The 16,041-nt window shown below is 64.4% G+C and carries 15 protein-coding genes; 6 read left to right on the forward strand and 9 right to left on the reverse strand.

Annotation, left to right across the window (positions count from 1 at the left end):
• Positions 1-16 precede the first annotated feature (16 nt).
• From trmD to ffh, 4 genes are all read right to left on the reverse strand, one after another.
• On the reverse strand, positions 17-769 hold the full coding sequence (gene trmD / locus PRtIB026_RS24055; RefSeq protein ID WP_028691588.1) for a tRNA (guanosine(37)-N1)-methyltransferase TrmD: 753 nt from the start codon (positions 767-769) through the stop codon (positions 17-19).
• Positions 770-772: 3 nt separating this feature from the next.
• Complete coding sequence (rimM, locus tag PRtIB026_RS24060) at positions 773-1,309, reverse strand: ribosome maturation factor RimM (protein ID WP_203651024.1); 537 nt, start codon at positions 1,307-1,309, stop codon at positions 773-775.
• Positions 1,310-1,314: 5 nt separating this feature from the next.
• Positions 1,315-1,566 carry a 30S ribosomal protein S16 gene (rpsP, locus tag PRtIB026_RS24065; protein WP_011535318.1) on the reverse strand — a complete coding sequence of 84 codons (252 nt, stop codon included), beginning with the start codon at positions 1,564-1,566 and terminating at the stop codon, positions 1,315-1,317.
• Positions 1,567-1,798: 232 nt separating this feature from the next.
• Positions 1,799-3,175, reverse strand: coding sequence for a signal recognition particle protein (gene ffh, locus PRtIB026_RS24070; RefSeq protein ID WP_050704199.1), 1,377 nt, complete (start codon positions 3,173-3,175; stop codon positions 1,799-1,801).
• A gap of 341 nt (positions 3,176-3,516) precedes the next feature.
• On the opposite strand from ffh, the gene PRtIB026_RS24075 reads away from it, so the two are divergent.
• The 3 genes from PRtIB026_RS24075 to PRtIB026_RS24085 all read left to right on the forward strand — a co-directional run bounded on the left by PRtIB026_RS24075 (position 3,517) and on the right by PRtIB026_RS24085 (position 7,070).
• Positions 3,517-4,326 carry a cytochrome C assembly family protein gene (locus tag PRtIB026_RS24075; protein WP_050704198.1) on the forward strand — a complete coding sequence of 270 codons (810 nt, stop codon included), beginning with the start codon at positions 3,517-3,519 and terminating at the stop codon, positions 4,324-4,326.
• Positions 4,327-4,335: 9 nt separating this feature from the next.
• On the forward strand, positions 4,336-5,523 hold the full coding sequence (locus PRtIB026_RS24080) for a transporter associated domain-containing protein (protein WP_203651022.1): 1,188 nt from the start codon (positions 4,336-4,338) through the stop codon (positions 5,521-5,523).
• A gap of 242 nt (positions 5,524-5,765) precedes the next feature.
• The gene (locus PRtIB026_RS24085; protein ID WP_062574980.1) at positions 5,766-7,070 is read left to right on the forward strand and encodes an MFS transporter; all 1,305 of its coding nucleotides are present in this window, start codon (positions 5,766-5,768) and stop codon (positions 7,068-7,070) included.
• Positions 7,071-7,148: 78 nt separating this feature from the next.
• Here PRtIB026_RS24085 and purT read toward each other — a convergent pair whose 3' ends face one another.
• The 5 genes from purT to PRtIB026_RS24110 form a co-directional block, all read right to left on the reverse strand.
• The gene (purT, locus tag PRtIB026_RS24090; RefSeq protein WP_050704195.1) at positions 7,149-8,330 is read right to left on the reverse strand and encodes a formate-dependent phosphoribosylglycinamide formyltransferase; all 1,182 of its coding nucleotides are present in this window, start codon (positions 8,328-8,330) and stop codon (positions 7,149-7,151) included.
• A gap of 119 nt (positions 8,331-8,449) precedes the next feature.
• Positions 8,450-8,917 carry a VUT family protein gene (locus PRtIB026_RS24095; RefSeq protein WP_050704194.1) on the reverse strand — a complete coding sequence of 156 codons (468 nt, stop codon included), beginning with the start codon at positions 8,915-8,917 and terminating at the stop codon, positions 8,450-8,452.
• A gap of 126 nt (positions 8,918-9,043) precedes the next feature.
• Positions 9,044-9,241: a DUF1289 domain-containing protein gene (locus PRtIB026_RS24100; protein WP_028691596.1), complete on the reverse strand. Its 198-nt coding sequence runs from the start codon at positions 9,239-9,241 to the stop codon at positions 9,044-9,046.
• Positions 9,231-9,755, reverse strand: coding sequence for a gamma carbonic anhydrase family protein (locus PRtIB026_RS24105; protein ID WP_203651020.1), 525 nt, complete (start codon positions 9,753-9,755; stop codon positions 9,231-9,233). Before PRtIB026_RS24105 ends, PRtIB026_RS24100 begins: the two co-directional genes overlap by 11 nt.
• A 42-nt stretch (positions 9,756-9,797) precedes the next feature.
• Positions 9,798-10,397 (reverse strand): CoA pyrophosphatase, encoded by a 600-nt coding sequence (locus PRtIB026_RS24110; protein WP_203651018.1) that lies wholly within the window; start codon positions 10,395-10,397, stop codon positions 9,798-9,800.
• A gap of 137 nt (positions 10,398-10,534) precedes the next feature.
• On the opposite strand from PRtIB026_RS24110, the gene PRtIB026_RS24115 reads away from it, so the two are divergent.
• From PRtIB026_RS24115 to PRtIB026_RS24125, 3 genes are all read left to right on the forward strand, one after another.
• Entirely contained in the window at positions 10,535-11,089 is a 555-nt protein-coding gene (locus tag PRtIB026_RS24115) for an NUDIX hydrolase (protein WP_203651016.1), read from the forward strand.
• A gap of 20 nt (positions 11,090-11,109) precedes the next feature.
• Positions 11,110-11,673: a L,D-transpeptidase family protein gene (locus PRtIB026_RS24120; RefSeq protein ID WP_186713920.1), complete on the forward strand. Its 564-nt coding sequence runs from the start codon at positions 11,110-11,112 to the stop codon at positions 11,671-11,673.
• Positions 11,674-11,907: 234 nt separating this feature from the next.
• Entirely contained in the window at positions 11,908-15,942 is a 4,035-nt protein-coding gene (locus tag PRtIB026_RS24125) for a hemagglutinin repeat-containing protein (RefSeq protein ID WP_267813124.1), read from the forward strand.
• Positions 15,943-16,041 lie beyond the last annotated feature (99 nt).

The following is a 16,041-nucleotide window of genomic DNA, read 5'->3' on the forward strand; positions in this document are numbered from 1 at the left end:
TCCACCATCGATACGTTTAACTATCGTCCCGCTCGCGGATGTATTCCTCGAGCAGCTTCTTCTCTTCTCCAGAAAGCGAGCGACTTTCCAGAAGATCGGCGCGTCGTTCGAAGGTCCTACCAAGGGACTGCTTCATCCGCCAACGCCGGATATGTGCATGGTTGCCACTTAGCAACACGTCGGGAACACGCTGATCCGCATACACCTCAGGTCGGGTGTAGTGCGGGCAATCCAGCAGACCGTCGGTGAAAGAGTCTTCCTCCGCCGAGTCCACATGCCCTAAAGCTCCGGGCAGCAGCCGTGTAACCGCATCGATCAGTACCATGGCCGGCAGCTCGCCACCGGAAAGCACATAGTCGCCAATCGACCACTCCTCATCGACATGAGCCTCGATAAAGCGCTCGTCGATGCCTTCATAACGACCGGCGATCAGGATCAACGATTCCTGTTCGGCCAGGCCTTTGACCGCCTGCTGTGTCAGCTTGCGGCCTTGTGGCGAAAGGTAGATCACCTTTGCCGATGCTCCGGTCGCCTGCCTGGCGCTAACCAGGGCGTCTTCCAGAGGCTTGATCTTCATCACCATGCCCGGACCACCGCCAAACGGCCGATCATCCACGGTGTGGTGGCGATCTGTGGTGTAGTCCCGCGGGTTCCAGCAGGTCACTTGCAGCAACCCCTGTTTCACCGCGCGGCTGGTAATGCCGTACTCCGTGATGGCCGAGAACATCTCGGGGAACAACGTGATGACGTCTACGCGAAGGTTACCCATCGTCTAGAAGTCCGCGTCCCACTCAACCCGCATCACGCCTGCTTCCAGGTCGATTGCCAGCACGCACTGCCCGGTATAGGGCAACAGACGCTCGCGATCATCCAGGCTGCCTGCGCAGGGCTTGACCACCATTACATCGTTCGCGCCGGTCTCCAACAGGTGATCGATCTTGCCGAACAGCTGTTCGTCCTGATTGATGACCTTCAGGCCCACCAACTGGTACCAGTAGTACTCGTCGGCTGCCAGGTTGGGCAAAAGGCTCCGCGCAATGCAGATTTCGTAACCGCTCAGAAGACGGGCTTCATCACGATCATCGAGGCCTTTGAGTTTCACGACCAGGCCCTTCTGGGAGCCACGACCGCTGACCAGCTCGACCTGCTTTACCTTGCCTTCGTGCCGAAGCATCCAGCGCGGATAATCCAACAGGTTTTCAATCGGATCGGTAAAGGAATACACCTTCACCTCGCCGCGAACGCCGTGAACCGAAAAAATCTTGCCAACGACGATGAGGTCGTCAGCCTTTTCTGGCGTCGCGTTCATACTGCTCAGGCTGCAGCCTTGGCAGCTTCCTTCAGCAGCTGAGCAACGCGCTCAGACGGCTGTGCGCCCTGGCTCAGCCAGTAGGTGACGCGCTCTTGGTTGACCGACAGCTTGACTTCGGCGCCCGATGCGATCGGGTTGAAGAAGCCAACGCGCTCAACGAAACGGCCGTCACGGGCGTTACGCGAGTTGGTCACGGTCAGGTGGTAGAATGGGCGCTTTTTCGAGCCGCCACGGGCCAGACGGATGGTTACCATGTGAACATCGTTCCTATAGTCGGTGCTGCAAAACTGAATGCCCAATGGGCACACGGGTGCCCAAAAGGCCGCATATTCTCGGGGAATACACGGACATTTGCAAATGCCTTTTTCGGCAATGCCGGGGCCTGCCGCTCAGTCCTGCCGGTTTGGGCCACCTCGCGGCGGCCATGATCCCGCCGGAGCGGGGGTCTGGCGGGCTTCCTCATATAAAGAGGCCCACCGGATTCTTTTACAGTTTTGGCATGCCGCCACCCGGCAGCATCCCGCCAAGGCCGCGCATCATCTTGGCCATGCCGCCCTTGGCGGAGAATTTCTTCATCATCTTCTGCATCTGCTTGTGCTGCTTGATCAAGCGGCCGATGTCCTGCACCTGGGTGCCGGAACCAAGGGCGATGCGGCGCTTGCGCGAACCGCTGATCAGGTCAGGGTCGCGACGTTCGGCCGGGGTCATGGAGTTGATGATCGCCTCCATCTGCTTGAACTGCTTCTCGGCCGCGCCTTGGGCATTGCCCATCTGCGACAGGTTCACACCACCGATGCTCGGCAGCTTGTCCATCAGGCCACCCAGGCCGCCCATGTTCTTCATCTGCTGCAGCTGGTCGCGGAAGTCCTCGAGGTCGAAGCCCTTGCCCTTCTTCAGCTTCTTGGCCAGCTTGTCGGCCTTGGCCTTGTCGATGTTCTGCTCGGCCTGCTCGATCAGGCTGAGCACGTCGCCCATGCCGAGGATGCGCGAGGCGATACGATCCGGGTGGAACGGCTCCAGGGCCTCGGTCTTCTCGCCCATGCCGATGAACTTGATCGGCTTGCCGGTGATGGCGCGTACCGACAGCGCGGCACCGCCACGGGCGTCGCCGTCGACCTTGGTCAGCACCACGCCGGTCAGCGGCAGGGCGTCGCCAAAGGCCTTGGCAGTGTTGGCCGCGTCCTGGCCGGTCATGGCGTCGACCACGAACAGGGTTTCGATCGGCTTGACCGCAGCATGCAGCGCCTTGATCTCGTCCATCATGTCAGCGTCGACATGCAGGCGGCCGGCGGTGTCGACGATCACCACGTCGATGAACTTGAGCTTGGCCTCGCGGATCGCCGCCTCGGCGATGGCCACCGGCTTCTGGCTGATATCGGACGGGAAGAAGGTCACGCCGATGTCATTGGCCAGGGTTTCGAGCTGCTTGATCGCCGCCGGACGGTAGACGTCGGCCGACACCACCATCACGCTCTTTTTCTTGCGCTCTTTCAGGTGGCGCGCCAGCTTGCCGGCGGTGGTGGTCTTACCGGCGCCCTGCAGGCCGGCCATCAGCACCACGGCGGGTGGTGCGGCGTTGAGGGTCAGCTCTTCGTTGGCCGCGCCCATCAGGCTTTCCAGCTCGGCCTGGACGATCTTCACGAAGGCCTGGCCTGGCGTCAGGCTGCGCGACACTTCGGTGCCGACCGCGCGTTCCTTGATGCTGTTGACGAAATCCTTGACCACCGGCAGGGCAACGTCGGCCTCGAGCAGGGCCATGCGCACTTCGCGCAGCGTGTCCTTGATGTTGTCTTCGGTCAGCTTGGCCTTGCCGGTGACATGGCGCAGCGTCTGTGACAGGCGGTCGGTCAGGTTTTCGAACATGGTGATCCTTTCAGGCCCAGTGGAGCCGAGGTTTTTCAGATGCCCAGGTGAACATGTACACGCGCCGGGCAGAGCAAGGCGGCGATTATAGCGGAGAGCGGCGGCGACGCACACCTTGGAGCAGCCCCTCTGGATATTCGGTGACCATGCCGGCCTCTTCGCAGGTAAACCCGCTCCCACAGAGATCGCGCACGCCCCTGTGGGAGCGGGTTTACCCGCGAAGAGGCCGGCATATGGGGTACAAGTCGCTCGCCAGGCACCGGAGCAAGGCTTGCTGGTCTTCCTTGCCCACCGCGATCTATGCCAAACTCCGTCCCTTTAGGGCTTGCCTGCCAGGACTTATGTTCTCTTCACCCAGCCTCATCCCCAATCTGCTCGCCGCCTTCCTTTATCTGGCCGCGACCGTCTACCAGGCCACCGGACTGGCCCGAGGCGCCCGTGCCGACAAACGGCTGCTGGGCCTGCTCGGCACGCTGGCGGTGGTCGCCCAGGGCGGCGCCCTGTTCTTCCAGCTGATCACGCCCCTGGGCCTGAGCCTGGACTTCTTCAGTGCCGCCAGCCTGATCGCCGTGGCGGTGATCGGCCTGACCCTGCTCGCCTGCCTGAGCATCCCGGTGGAGAACCTGCTGGTGCTGCTGTTCCCGCTCGGCGCGGTGACCGCGCTGCTGGCCCAGTTCGCCCCACCTGGCACGGTACCGCTGATCAACGAAGAGCCCGGCATCCTCGCGCATATCCTGCTGTCGATCCTGGCCTACGGCCTGTTCACCATCGCCGTGTTCCAGGCCCTGCTGCTGTTGCTGCAGGACCACCAGCTCAAGCACAAGCACCCGTCCGGGCTGATCCGCAACTTCCCGCCGCTGCAGACCATGGAAAGCCTGCTGTTCGGCTTCCTCTGGGCCGGCTGGGTGCTGCTGTCGCTGTCGCTGATCTCCGGCTGGCTGTTCCTCGACAACCTGTTCGCCCAGCACCTGGTGCACAAGACCCTGCTGGCCTGCGTGGCCTGGGTCGTGTTCAGCGTGCTGCTGTGGGGCCGCACACGCCTCGGCTGGCGCGGTCACAAGGCGATCCGCTGGACCCTGGCCGGCTTCTGCCTGCTGATGCTGGCCTATTTCGGCAGCAAGCTGGTCCGCGAATTCATCCTGCATATCTGACGGCCGCCCATGGACACCCTGCCGTACGCCCCGCTGCTCGGCATCATCGCACTGGCGCTGCTGTGGTCGGCGCTGTTCACCGCGGTCGACAGCGCCCGCCAGCAAGCCAACGGCCAGGGCGATTCCCCCCTCCCCGCCCAGGGCCTGGTGCTTGGCGCCAGCCTCGGCAAGCTGCTGGTACTGGGCCTGGCCTGCCTGATCGGCCAGCGCTACGACGGTGAACACGGTTTCTGGCTGGCCGGCCTTGGTGCCACCTTCACCCTGCTGGTGCTCGCCGACTACCTGCCGCGCCGCCTGGCCCGCCGCGACCCGCACGCCTTCCTGAGCCTGGGCGGCAACCTGCTGAAATGGCCGCTGGCGCTGCTGCAGCCGCTGGGCTGCCTGCTCGATGGCTGCGCCAGGCTGATCCTGCGCCCGTTCCGCGTGCAGCCCACTGCAGTGGCCCTGCACCCGCAGGCAGACGACGACTTCGACGAAGACGGCCCGGTCGACAGCGCCCGCCACGGCCTGCTGGAAGGCCTGCAGGCACTGGACAAGATCACCGTCAACGACATCCTGGTACCACGCAACGAAGTCGACGGCATCAACCTCGACGACCCCATCGAGCGCATCATCGAGCAACTGATCGTCAGCCGTCACACCCGCCTGCCGGTCTATCACAACGACATCAACCAGGTCGAAGCGGTACTCAACACCAAGCTGATCAGCCACCTGCTGCCACGGGCCGAACTTACCCCGGAGAAGCTTCAGGCAGCCTGCTACGAACCCTACTTCGTCCCCGAAAGCACACCGCTGCAGATGCAGCTGCTGAACTTCCACAAGCAGCAGCGGCGCATGGGCGTGGTGGTGGACGAATACGGCGAGGTGCTCGGCATCGTCACCCTGGAGGACATCCTCGAGGAGATCGTCGGCGAGTTCGAGGACGAGCAGAGCCTGGACAACCCTCATGTCCATCCCCAGCCCGATGGCCGCTTCGTCATCGAAGGCACGGCCTCGCTGCGCGAGATCAACCGCACCCTGGGCTGGCACCTGCCCTGCGACGGCGGGCCGAAAACCCTCAACGGCCTGGTCACCGAGGCCTTGGAAAGCATCCCGGCAAGCGCTGTATGCCTTAAAATTGGCAGATATCGGCTGGAAATCCTCGAAACCGAGGATAATTGCGCAAGCAAGGTACTGGTCTGGACACTGACTCGCTAGCTATACTCGGGTCACGCTTACCCAGCCCTGCCGTCTCGCCCGCTACCCGCACCCGGCGTCCGACGGCCAGTCCGCACCACTGACACGCCCCGCGGTCCTGCTTCAGCACCCCGAACAGCAACCGCTCACTGCCTATCCCCTGGGCTATCGTCAGTCGCGCGACCAACAACAATACGCTCCGGCTCCCGTGTGCCCGTCACATGGGCCGTGCCCCATGGAGCATGACTGTCAGGGACCTTCGCATGACTACCAGCAGCACCTACGCCGAACCTGCCTCGGCAACACCGGTCAATTCACCGGCCCGGGTGGCCACTGCCAGCTTCATCGGCACCGCCATCGAGTTCTACGATTTCTATGTCTACGCCACCGCCGCCGCGCTGGTGATCGGGCCGGTGTTCTTCCCGTCCGGCTCCGGCACCGCGCAGATGCTCGCGGCCTTCCTCACCTTCGGCATCGCCTTCCTTGCCCGCCCCTTGGGCTCGGCGCTGTTCGGCCACTTCGGCGACCGTATCGGGCGCAAGTCGACGCTGGTCGCCTCGCTGCTGCTGATGGGCGTGTCCACCACGCTGATCGGCGTGCTGCCCGGCTATGACAGCATCGGCGTCTGGGCGCCGATCATTCTCTGCCTGCTGCGCTTCGGCCAGGGCCTGGGGCTGGGCGGCGAATGGGGCGGCGCGGCGCTGCTGGCCACCGAGAACGCCCCGCAGGGCAAGCGTGCCTGGTTCGGCATGTTTCCGCAGCTGGGCCCGTCGATCGGCTTTCTCGCCGCCAACGGCTTGTTCCTCACCCTGGCCCTGGTGCTCAGCGACGAGCAGTTCCGCGAATGGGGCTGGCGCATTCCGTTCCTGCTCAGCGCGGCGCTGGTGCTGGTCGGCCTGTACGTGCGCCTGAAGCTGGAGGAAAGCCCGGTGTTCGCCAAGGCGGTGGCCCGTCATGAGCGGGTGAAGATGCCGGTGGTCGACCTGTTCGCCCGCTACTGGCTGCCGACCCTGCTGGGCGCCGCGGCCATGGTGGTGTGCTACGCGCTGTTCTACATCTCCACGGTGTTCTCGCTCAGCTATGGCGTGACCACCCTGGGCTACAGCCGCGAGACCTTCCTCGGCCTGCTGTGCTTCGCGGTGGTGTTCATGGCCCTGGCCACGCCCCTGTCGGCCTGGCTCAGCGACCGTTACGGGCGCAAGCCGGTGCTGGTGGTCGGCGGCCTGCTGGCGATCGCCTCGGGCTTCACCATGGAACCGCTGCTGACCTCGGGTTCGACCACCGGCGTGGCGCTGTTCCTGGCCATCGAGCTGTTCCTGATGGGGGTGACCTTCGCGCCGATGGGCGCGCTGCTGCCCGAGCTGTTCCCGACCCATGTGCGCTACACCGGCGCCTCGGCGGCCTACAACCTGGGCGGCATCGTCGGCGCCTCGGCGGCACCGTTCTTTGCCCAGAAGCTGGTGAGCATGGGGGGATTGAGCTGGGTGGGGGGGTATGTGTCGGTGGCGGCGGTGATCAGTCTGATTGCCGTGTTGTGCCTGAAAGAGACGCGTAATACCGAACTTTGAATCAATCGCGGGGCAAGCCCGCTCCCACGCCAGACTGATACTGGCGTGGGAGCGGGCTTGCCCCGCGATCGTTTCAGATCAGAACTCGACCTTGACCGCCTGCGAAGCACGGGTCGCCTTGGCCCGGGCCGCCTCGACCGACTCGTCGCGCGCCAGGCACACGCCCATGCGCCGGGTGCCGTTGATCTCCGGCTTGCCGAACAAGCGAATAGCGGTATCCGGCTCGCTCAGGGCGGCGCCGAGGTTGGCAAAGCTGGTCTGCTGTGACTGGCCTTCCGGCAGGATCACCGCCGAAGCCGACGGGCCGAACTGGCGCACCACCGGGATCGGCAGGCCGAGAATGGCCCGGGCATGCAAGGCGAACTGCGACAGGTCCTGGGAAATCAGGGTCACAAGGCCGGTGTCGTGCGGACGCGGCGAGACCTCGCTGAACCACACCTGGTCGCCCTTGACGAACAGCTCCACGCCGAACAGGCCACGCCCGCCCAGCGCATCGGTGACTGCCTGGGCCACGCGCTGCGACTCGGCCAGCGCCTTGGGGCTCATGGCCTGGGGCTGCCAGGACTCCTGGTAGTCGCCCTTCTCCTGACGGTGGCCGACCGGCGCGAGGAAGGTGGTGCCGCCCACATGGCGCACAGTCAGCAGGGTGATCTCGTACTCGAAGTCGATGAAGCCCTCGATGATCACCCGGCCCTTGCCGGCGCGCCCGCCTTCCTGGGCATAGTCCCAGGCCTTGCGCAGGTCATCGTCGCCGCGCAGCAGGCTCTGGCCCTTGCCCGAGGAACTCATCACCGGCTTGACCACGCACGGGTAGCCCAGGTCGGCCACGGCCTTGGCGTAGTCCTCGTAGGTGTCGGCGAAGTGGTACGGCGAAGTCGGCAGGTCGAGCTCTTCGGCCGCCAGGCGGCGGATGCCTTCGCGGTTCATGGTCAGCTGGGTGGCACGAGCGGTGGGCACCACGTTGAAGCCTTCGTTTTCCAGCTCGACCAGCGTGGCGGTGGCGATGGCCTCGATCTCGGGCACGATGTAGTGCGGCTTCTCGGCCTCGATCACCGCACGCAGGGCGACGCCGTCGAGCATGTTGATCACGTGGCTGCGGTGCGCGACCTGCATGGCCGGCGCATTGGCGTAACGGTCCACGGCAATCACCTCGACACCCAGGCGCTGCAGCTCGATCACCACTTCCTTGCCCAGCTCGCCGCAGCCGCACAGCAGTACACGGGTCGCGGTGGGCGACAATGGGGTTCCGATACGGGTCATTTCAGGTCCTCGAAGGCGTCCGGGGCCGCGCCACGCTGGCTGCCGCCCGCTGAAAAATGGACCGCTATTCTACAAGATTCCGTGGGAGCGGGCTTGCCCCGCGATAGCCGCGACGATGATCAGCCGGCCAGCGCCGCGCGCCGTGCCCGCCAGGCCATGATCAACCACACCGCCGTCACCCCGGCAAATTTCGAGGCCAGCGCTGTGCCGATCACTGCGGGGGTCAACGCGCCGATCATGCCAAAGAAGATGAAGGTGTCCACCGGAATGCTCAGCGCCGAACTCAGCCACAGGCGGTCGCGCAGGGGCCGGCGGGTGACGCTGAACACCAGCCAGTCGATCAGCTCGGAGACGAAGAACGCGGTGGCGCTGGCCAGGGCGATGGCCGGCTCCGACGTCGCATAGGACAGCACCAGCGCCACCAGCATGGCCAGCAGCGCGCCGTGGCCGTAGCGGGTCTGCACCATGTCGCGCAGGATGAACACCAATCCGCCCCAGGCGGACCAGATCACGTCCAGGTGCGGCGCGCTGGAGAAGGCGTAGTTGATCAGCACCACGCTGCTGATGTAGGCGATGAGATAGAACATGGTCTTTGTGTTCGGTGGGCCAGCCGCACAGATTAGCGCCGGCCCCATCGCGGGACAAGCCCGCTCCCACGCCATACGCATCAGTACATCAGAACGTGGGAGCGGGCTTGCCCCGCGATAGCGATTCTACAGGCCGATCACCAAGCCCGCCGCCAGCGCCCGCTCATGGCACTTCTTCAGCACCTCCCGGCGCTGCTCGTTGTCCATCCGCCCCCAGCGGGTGATCTCGTCCACCGTGCGCTGGCACCCGGTGCAGATATCCTGCTCGTCCAGCGCGCAGATGCTGACGCAGGGCGAGGCCACAGGCCGTTCGTCAGTCTTCATCGATCACCAGCTCGCGCGCATAGCGCTGGGCGTTGTGCACGTAGTGCGCGGCGCTGGCCTCGAGCATCCGCTTCTGCTGCTCGGTGAGCTCACGCACCACCTTGCCCGGCGAGCCCATCACCAGCGAACCATCGGGAATTTCCTTGCCTTCGGGAATCAGCGCGTTGGCGCCGATGATGCAGTGCCTGCCGATACGCGCCCCGTTGAGGATCACCGCGTTGATGCCGATCAGGCTGTAGTCGCCCACGTTGCAGCCATGCAGCATGGCGTTATGGCCGATGGTCACGCCCTTGCCGATGTTCAGCGGCGAACCCATGTCGGTATGCATCACCGTGCCGTCCTGGACATTGCTGTCCTCGCCGATGTCGATCAGCTCGTTGTCGCCGCGCAGCACCGCGCCGAACCACACGCTGGCGCGGGCCTGCAGGCGCACCTTGCCGATCAGCGTGGCGTTGGGCGCGGTCCAGCTCTCAGGATGGGTATCGACCCGCAGGTCGCCCAGGCGGAATTTCATGTATCGCTCCTCACGGTTTGAAGCCGGCGGGGTGTGCCCCACTCAGTTCTTGATGAAACGCTCGGGTGGGTGGTGCAGGCTGATGCCGGCATCGAACAGCAGGTTGACCAGCTCGACGATCATGATCGCCGACAGCCCCCAGATCTTGTAGTCGCCGTAACGGTAGCTGGGCACGTACCAGCTGCGCCCCTGGTAATCGATGCGGTGGGTGTGCTCGCGAGGATCCTGGCGGAAGAACGCCAGCGGCACGGTGAACACCGCGGCAATTTCGGCGTCGTTGGCGCGGTACTCGACATAGTCGGGGATCAAACCGACGAACGGTGTCACCTTCAGGCCGTGCAGCGAAATTACCGGGCTGAGCGGCCCGATCACCTCGACCAGCCCCGGCGGCAGGCCGATTTCTTCCTCGGCCTCGCGCAGGGCGGTGAACACCAGGTCGGGGTCTTCCGGATCGCGCCGCCCGCCAGGGAAGGCAACTTCGCCGCCGTGGGTCGACAGGCCCTTGGCGCGCAGGGTCAGTACCAGCTCCGGCTCTTCGCTGCGGGTAATGGGCAGCAGCACCGCCGCTTCGGGGAAACGACGATCCGTCTCCAGTGACGCGGGGGTATGGTTGCTCATTCGGCGAAGAAGCTCGTCCAGCATTACGCACTCTCGTGTCCAAGGCCTGCCGTGCATGATGCACCAAAGCCGCGAGGCACCCAAGCCCCGCCCGCAGGCCGCTTGCGGTGGGCGGGCCGGGCGCGCCAAGATAGTCCGACCCCATTGGAATGAATGTAAGCATGAAATTCTGCAGCGCGTGCGGCCAACCGGTCACCCAGCGGATACCCGAAGGCGACAGCCGCCTGCGGTATGTCTGCGACCATTGCCAGACCATCCACTACCAGAACCCCAACATCGTCGCCGGGGTGTTGCCCACCTGGGGCTCCCAGGTGCTGCTGTGCCGCCGCGCCATCGAGCCGCGCCGGGGCTTCTGGACCCTGCCCGCCGGGTTCATGGAGAACGGCGAGACCCTGGATGCCGCCGCCCGTCGCGAAACCGTCGAGGAAGCCTGCGCCCGGGTCGCCGAGATGAGCCTGTACCAGCTGTTCGACCTGCCGCACATCAATCAGGTGCACGTGTTCTTCCGCGCCGAACTGGCCGACCTGGACTTTGCCGTGGGGGTCGAGAGCCTGGAGGTGCGCCTGTTCGAGGAGCACGAGATCCCCTGGGGCGAGCTGGCTTTCCGCACCGTCACACGCACACTAGAATGCTATTATCGCGACCGCATCAGGCAGCACTACCCGATAGGCCATGAATACCTGCCGCCGATGAACGTTTCGTCGTCCACCACTTAAGTCTTCAGGGATACGGTTTCATGCGCTGGCTGCTTGCCCTCTTCTGCCTCAGTGTCGCCTCGGTGTCGCAAGCCGCCTTCACCGAGACCATCATCCGCAAGACGCCGTCGGCCGTGCCGTCGCCGGTCCAGCCCGCTGCTGGCAGCGCTCAGCAGGAGCGACTGATCGACAAGGTGCTGGTGATCAAGTCCGAACGCCGCCTGCAATTGATCAGCCGTGGCGAGCCGCTCAAGACCTACCGCATCTCCCTGGGCAAGCAGCCCAAGGGTGCCAAAGAGCGCGAGGGCGACAAGAAGACTCCCGAAGGCCTGTACTGGCTGGACTGGCGCAAGGTCAGCGACCGCTACAACCTGGCCATGCACATCTCCTACCCGAACATCACCGATGCCGCCAAGGCCCGCAACGAAGGCGTGGCCGCCGGCAGCATGATCATGATCCACGGCACGCCGATCAACGAGGAGTACCCAGAGTGGTACTTCCACACCCTCGACTGGACCGAGGGCTGCATCGCCATGCGCAACGACGACATGCGTGAGGTATGGAGCATGGTCAAGGACGGCACGCTGATTGAAATCCGGCCCTGAACCACCCTCGACAGCTTTCGATTACAACAAAGGCCTGCCCCGCTCACGCGGGGCAGGCCTTTGTCTTTCACCGCCGATATTCCCTTTCGACGCATAACCGCTCACTTTTCCTACGCACACAATAGCCTTCCTTCCCACAAGGCGATGGCTTTGAGCCATACAAATGCCATCACCGGCATTCTTAAAATTCCCGCAAATGATTTCTCTGTTTCATACATCACTTGCGAGGTTCACATGCAAATCCCTACACCCAAGACCAGGCCTGACACCCTACGCTGGGCCGTCTTTCTCGCCCTGCTGGGCAGCACCCAGGTCGAGGCGCAGGGCGCCCTGACGCCGACGCCCGGCCCGGGTGGCACGCCGATCATCGACAATGGCCACGGCGTGCCGGTGATCGACATCGTCGCGCCCAATGCCGGCGGCCTGTCGCACAACCAGTTCCTCGACTACAACGTTGGCAAGCAAGGGCTGGTACTGAACAACGCCCTGCAGGCCGGGCAATCGCAACTGGCCGGTCAATTGGGCGCCAACCCGCAGTTCCAGGGCCAGGCCGCCTCGACCATCCTCAACGAGGTGGTCAGCCAGAACGCCTCGCGGATCGAAGGCGCGCAGGAAATCTTCGGCCAGAAGGCCGACTACCTGCTCGCCAACCCCAATGGCATCACGCTTAACGGTGGCAGCTTCATCAACACCACCCGCGCCGGCTTCCTGGTCGGCAATGTCGACATCCAGGACGGCCAGCTCAAGCACCTCGACAGCCGCGAAGCCAGCGCCACCCTGCAGGTACTGGGAGGCGGCCAGAGCAACGCCAGGGGCGCCCTCGACCTGATCGCCCCACGCATTGACAGCAAGGGGCCACTCCTGGCCCAGGGCCAGTTGAACCTGACCGTTGGTCGTAACCGGATCGATGCCGGCAACCGCGAAGTGCTCGAGCACCTGCCCGCCGCCAGTGCCTCCATCGATGCCAAGCTACTCGGCGCCATGCAAGGCGGTCGCATTCGTATCGTCAGCACTGCCGAAGGCGCCGGTGTGCAGGTCGGTGACGCCAGCCTGCTGGCGGACCGTGACCTGATCATCCACTCCGCCGGAGACCTGCATGTGCAGGGCAGCGACAGGCGCCAGGCCAGCCTCACCAGCAATACCGGCAAGCTCGACCTGAACGCCGCCGGCGACCTGCGGCTCACCGCCACCCAGGGCAAGGCCAGGCAGATCGAGGTCAATGCCGGCAAGAAACTGACCCTGGACACCGTCACCCGGGAGAAGGTGCTGGACGATCCTACCAGCTGGAAGAAAGAGTGGGCGTTCATCACTACCGAAGCGTTCGACGGCAATACCAAAACGACCCGCCGCGAGCAACTGGGCAGTCGGCTGCGCGCCGAAGACAGCATCAACCTGCAAGCTGGCAGCGACCTGCACCTGACCGCCGTGCAGTTGAATGCAGATAACGGGCTAAAGCTGCGCAGTGGCGGCACGATGACCATTGATGCCGGCGTGGACAGCGAGCAGGTCGATGAGCGGCTCAACCATCGCGTCTACCTGAACAATACGGGCATCGACAGCAAGTCCTACTCCGAGAAAGTAAAATCCAGCACGCTCAAGGCCGACACCCTGGTTGCCAGTGCCGGCGGCGACCTGCAACTGCGCGCAGCCAGGCTCGAGGCCGAGAAGACAATCGCGCTCGACGCCAACGGTGACTTGACCATCGAAAGCGCCGAGGAAAACGCCCGTACCGAGCGGTCCACCGGCAAGCGCAATTTCACTGCCAGGGCCGGGCAGGATGGCCAGCCAGGCTCGGGCCAGTACACCGCGAGCGTGGGTTACGAAGCCCTGCACAGCGACGAGCAGACCTCGGCCACACGCCAGGTCGCCAGCAACATCAGTGGCGCCGCCGTAACCGTGCGCAGTGGACAGAAACTGACTGTGAGTGGCTCCGAGGTAAAGGCGAACGCCGGCAACCTTGAGGTTTCGGCCAGCGAAATCGAACTCGCCGCAGCCCACGACAGCGTGGCCCGACAGACCGTCGACACCCGCACCGGCGCCGCGCTGGCCGTCACCGGCGGCATGGACCGCCTGGGCCTGGGTATCGATGCCTACCGTGGCCCAGCCGGCCTGATCGAACGCGAAAGCAACGTGCGCCGCAGCACCCTGCAGGCCAGCGGCGACTTGCGACTTGATACCCGGCAACTGACCACCGAGGCGGCGAATGTGCAAGCGAGCCGTACGTTGCACGTAAACGCCGAGCGTATCGACAATCGCGCGGTCGCCAATATCCGGGAAACCGAAACCAGCCTGAACCAATGGGACGGTAGCCTCGGCATCAGCACCGACTACCAGCGCATCACCCGCCCTATCGAACGGCTGTTCACCGGCAAGCAAGCCGAAAGTGCACGTCCCTCTACGGTGATCGACAAACTGGCCCTGCCCAAGACCGGCGCCAAACTGGCCATCGGGCACCAGACCCGCCTGCAGAAAGACATCGACAGTACCGCGCAGGTCAGCACCTTCAACGGCGCCGATGTCCGGGTCAAGGCCGACCACATCAAGGACGAGGGCACCGACTACAACGCCAGGACCGGCAGCCTGCGAATCGAGGCCGGAGAGCACCAGGCACTGGCCGCCAACGACCGCAAGACCCGTGAGGTCAAGTACATCACCGGGGGCGGCAGCCTGCGGGTGGACACCACCCTGGCCACGGACATCAACGCCAGGCTCGAAGGCAAAGGCTCCAACCTGACACAAAAAGAGGAAGCATCGCTCGCCCGTGTCGGCAGCCTGCGTGGCAAGAGCGGCATCGAGGTGCAGCTTGAACGCGCAGGCCACTACCAAGGCACCTACGTCGCCAGTGAAGAGGGTGCGGTCAGCCTGGAAAGCAGCGGCGACCTGACCCTTGCCGCAGCCCAGGATCACACCTCCAGCAGCAGCACCAAATTCGAGGCCGGTCTGGCAGCCAAAGGTGGTACCGGTCTGCTCGGCCCCAACGGCGGGCTGGACGGCAACCTCAAGCACAGCACACTCACGCAACACACCGAAAAGGCAAGGGTGGCGCAGATCGACGGCAAGGGCACGATCGAGCTGTCCAGCACAGGCGACATGCACCTGCAAGGCACCCGTATCGACAGCCGTGAAGGCGATATCCGCTTGCACAGCGACGGCGTGCTGAAAGTGACCGCTGCCCACGACACCCGCAAAAGCGAGGGCAAGACCTGGGGTGGCGGCCTGGATGTCACAGGTAGCGCCACCGGTGGTGCCCTGGGTGGCCACGGCACCTTTGGCTGGGTCAACGAACAGGCCAGCATGGCTATTGGCGCGCAGTTCACCGGCAAGGGCGCGGTGCAGCTCACCAGCCTTGCCCGCGAAGATGTCGCCTTGCAGGTGCAAGGGCTGCAGGCCAGTGCCGAGCGGATTGGCCTGGATGCCCAGAATGGTGGCCTGCTGATCGAGGCGGCCAGGAACACCGAGCATCACGACAATCTCGCCGTCACAGTCGGCGGCGGCCTCAAATTGGCGGCCCTGGATCTGGGCGGCATCAACGGCCAGGTCGACCTGAAGCTGGACAAGCGCAACAACACCACCTGGCACGACAGCAACCTGCGCGCCGACCTGGTAGACCTGCGCAGCCAGGGCGATACCCGCGTCGAAGGTGCCCAGGTGCAGGCCAAGCGGATCGAAGGCAAGGTCGGCGGTGACCTGCTGGTCGCCAGCCGCCAGGATCAGGTCGACAGCCTGGTCCTCGACATCGACGCCAGCCTGACCCAGAAGGCATCCACGCAAGGCACTGACGAGTCGAGCAGCCCATTGGAGACGCTCGCAAGCGGCAACCTCGGGGAAATTGCTGGTGCGCTCTGGAGCAAGATCACCGCGAAGTTCACACCGTCCCTCAAGGCCGAGTACGCCCAGCGCAAGAACGACACCGTCAACCAGCAAACCACGCTGTCCGCAACGCACGGCATCGACCTGGAAGTCGGCGGCGAAACCCGCCTGGTCGGCGCCACGCTGCGCGCCAGCGAAGGCCAGGTCGAGCTTGGCGAAAGTAGCGTTTCGCGCAAGACCTTGAACGGTCGTGACCATGAGCGAAAGGTGAAGGTCGATGCCTCGTTCTCGCCGGTCGACCTGGCAGGCACCCTGTTCTCGTTCATCAAGGACAAGGTCACGGGCAATGACGGTGCCGACAACGGTGACAAGCCACTCGATCTCGGTCTGGTCCGCACCAGCGGGCATGACCGCAGCGTCGAGTACGTCTCGAAGATCGAGGAGGGTCGCAGGCACTGAGCCAGCCCCTATGGAAAAACGCATAACCCATTGATTTAGCTTGATCCTGTGGGAGCGGGTTTACCCGCGAAGAATCCAACGCGGTGCCTGGCACCGGCT

It is taken from the genome of Pseudomonas sp. RtIB026, from assembly GCF_016861355.2.
Lineage (GTDB): Bacteria > Pseudomonadota > Gammaproteobacteria > Pseudomonadales > Pseudomonadaceae > Aquipseudomonas > Aquipseudomonas peradeniyensis.